At 68.4% G+C, this 2,511-nt stretch carries 3 protein-coding genes; 1 reads left to right on the plus strand and 2 read right to left on the minus strand.

Annotation, left to right across the window (positions count from 1 at the left end; translation table 11 throughout):
* The coding region (locus EAO70_RS38380; protein WP_187284195.1) for a hypothetical protein at positions 1-270 on the minus strand (270 nt) is incomplete at its 3' end.
* 22 nt (positions 271-292) lie between these two features.
* On the opposite strand from EAO70_RS38380, the gene EAO70_RS36140 reads away from it, so the two are divergent.
* On the plus strand, positions 293-697 hold the full coding sequence (locus EAO70_RS36140; protein ID WP_148007019.1) for a hypothetical protein: 405 nt from the start codon (positions 293-295) through the stop codon (positions 695-697).
* A gap of 133 nt (positions 698-830) precedes the next feature.
* Here EAO70_RS36140 and EAO70_RS38385 read toward each other — a convergent pair whose 3' ends face one another.
* Positions 831-1,919, minus strand: coding sequence for a hypothetical protein (locus EAO70_RS38385; RefSeq protein ID WP_187284196.1), 1,089 nt, complete (start codon positions 1,917-1,919; stop codon positions 831-833).
* Between the last annotated feature and the right edge of the window lie 592 nt (positions 1,920-2,511).

The raw sequence follows: 2,511 nt of genomic DNA on the forward strand, positions 1-2,511 counted from the left end.
GTGCCAGTGCGTACGGCATGCCTGCGGCGGCATCACCCCCACCCCGTAGAACTGCGTCAACAGTGCCAGTGCGTACGGCATGCCTGCGGCGGCATCACCCCCACCCCGTAGAACTGCGTCAACATCGCGCGGACCGATCGCGACATCGAACACGTCCTCGTCCAGATCGAGCGGCTCCGACCGCTCGTTGACGACCCGCTGGCCCCCGCCTTCCGGCACGCCCGCGAACAGCACGAGCTCGACCGCCTGGAGCGCATCGTCACCGCCCACAACCCCACCGGAGAACCCAGCGATGGCCACTGACCGCGACGCCGAGCGCGACGCCATCACCGCAGCGATCCAGCGGCTGCTCGACGGGCGCCCGACCCGGTCCACCGGAGCGCTTACCACCCTGCAACTCGCCGCCGAGGCGGGCGTCAAGCGCTGGGTCCTCACGCACAAGCACGTTGACCGGAAGGAAGAATTCACACGCCGAAAGTCCGAAGCGAACGGGATCCCGCCTGCGTTCCAGCATCTGCACGCCCGCGCTATCGAAGCCGAAGCCGCCAGCCGCGCGCTGCGGAAGGACAACGACCGGCTTCGCGAGCGGGTCGCCGTCTATGCCCAGGTCATTCACGAAGTCCGCACCGAACTGGACCGGTGCACCAACAACACTCAACGCAGCCCTATCCGGAGCCTGCCGACCCGCGCTACCTAACGCGCGTAGCGCGGTGTTACACCTCCGGCACGCTCAACCCAGTGGCGGCTGTGCCGGCACCCAGGCCATGGGGTAATAGCGGGACCAGGAGCACGGTGCGGTACACCGCGGAGCGATCGAGGCACCTCATGGATCAGCCGTGGTCCTCCCATTGCGCCTGGCAGAACCGCGCCTCGCTCACCACGGTGTCCCCGGCTCTGCTGGCTCGTACGTACATGCTGAGCCCGTCCACCCCGAGATCGCCGCCGCAGCCGATCACCAGGCCCAGATCTCGCTCTTCGATGTGCTGGATCAGGGCTGCGTCAACGGCCGAGACTGTCATGCCGATCAGCCGGATGCCCGCGAACTCGACCTGCGGCCCGGTCCGTCCGTGAATGGTGACAGCGCCGAGAGTGGGGGGCCAGTTGTAACCACTGGAGTAGTGAGCGGTCACGCCTATGCGGTCGAAGCGGTCCTCGCCCAGGATCCACTGTCCCAGGCCCTCCCACGACGTTCCGAAGGGATACCGGCCATGGCGGGTGGTCGGCTCCTCGCTCAGTGCAGCAGCCACCTCCTGCGGCTTCATACCGAACCTGAGCGGACCGGTGCTCTCCAAGGGTGTCCAGTCCCAGCGCTGTCGCTCCTGCTCAGCCCTTACTGGCCACGCCCCCACGTTCGGCGGCTCGTCACGGACGTCGCGCCAGCGGATGACCGGCTCGGACTCGAACGGGTTCTTCGCCAGCTCCGGACCAACCAGCAGCGCGTTGGTGATCATCGTGTCCAACCGCTGTGTGTAGCCCTCGGGCGACAGCCCCTGCTCCTGTGAGGCGCCCATGGAGACTCCCCATGCCTCGACTTCCTGATCACCGCTCCAGTTCACTCGCACGGAAAGCCCCTCCCGGAGTGCGAGGTCCTGAATGTCTGCGCATACCTCGGACGGCACCCGGGCTATGAGGTCGATGTCCCGCAGGCGCACCAGCGGCCCATCCATCGCATCGATCGCTACGGCGACCAGGCCGTTGTCCTCGCCGTAGACCGCGGTCACACCCCAGTCCGTGTAGTAGCCCCAGCCGATGCCGCTGCCCAACCCCTGCGAGACGTGGGCAACCGCTCCGCCCAGGGCCGATGCCACCTCGTCCGGGTTCATCCCGAACCGCAACGGCCCTACCTTCACCAATGGCTCAAGCAGCCATTCCGCCCGCTCCCCGGGCTTCCTGTTCCACCAATGCACGGCAACCCCCACGATCGCTCCGAATACCTCTGACGCCTCCCGTCAGTGATCTTGCGGATCAACCTAGACGTCCCCTCCGTCAACGCGGTGTCCAGGAACGTTTGCTGGCACAGGGGACAGCCGCTGAGCCGTGATCGATTGAGGCCGAGAGCAACAGTTCGGCAGAGGCGAGAGAAAGGGAGGCCGTCACCGCAGTGTCGCGGCGGCCGAGACAGTCGGCCGGCTGGTCTGGGAGGCATGGGGCGAGGCGTACGGCGTCGACATCGAGCACCACCACAGCGACCACCCCGTCCTGACCTCTCCCACCCGCGCCTGACCCGCCCTGCTCGCGCGGCCCGCCGTTCGCCTGCCAGGCCCCCGCCGCTCCGGCGGGGGCCTCGCCGTCTCCGCGGGCGTTCCGGCTCACACGTCCGCATGCGATCCGCCCTCGTTCAGTGGGCGCACCGTCGTTGCACTGCCCCGCCGCTCCGGGGGTGCCGGCCGCGCGGTCACTCGTCACGGTGGATCCGCGCCGCGCCGTCCCCGGGCCGTATCCCTCCTGCGGGAGCGTGGCCCCATGCATTCGGAGGGTGCGGCGGGAATGCATGGGGCCACGCTCCCGCAG

The organism is Streptomyces sp. adm13(2018) (genome assembly GCF_008042145.1).
GTDB lineage: Bacteria > Actinomycetota > Actinomycetes > Streptomycetales > Streptomycetaceae > Streptomyces.

Bases quoted from the DNA above. Each gene is read 5' to 3' on its own strand.
- EAO70_RS36140 (WP_148007019.1), top strand. From the start codon at position 293: ATGGCCACTGACCGCGACGCCGAGCGCGACGCCATCACCGCAGCGATC.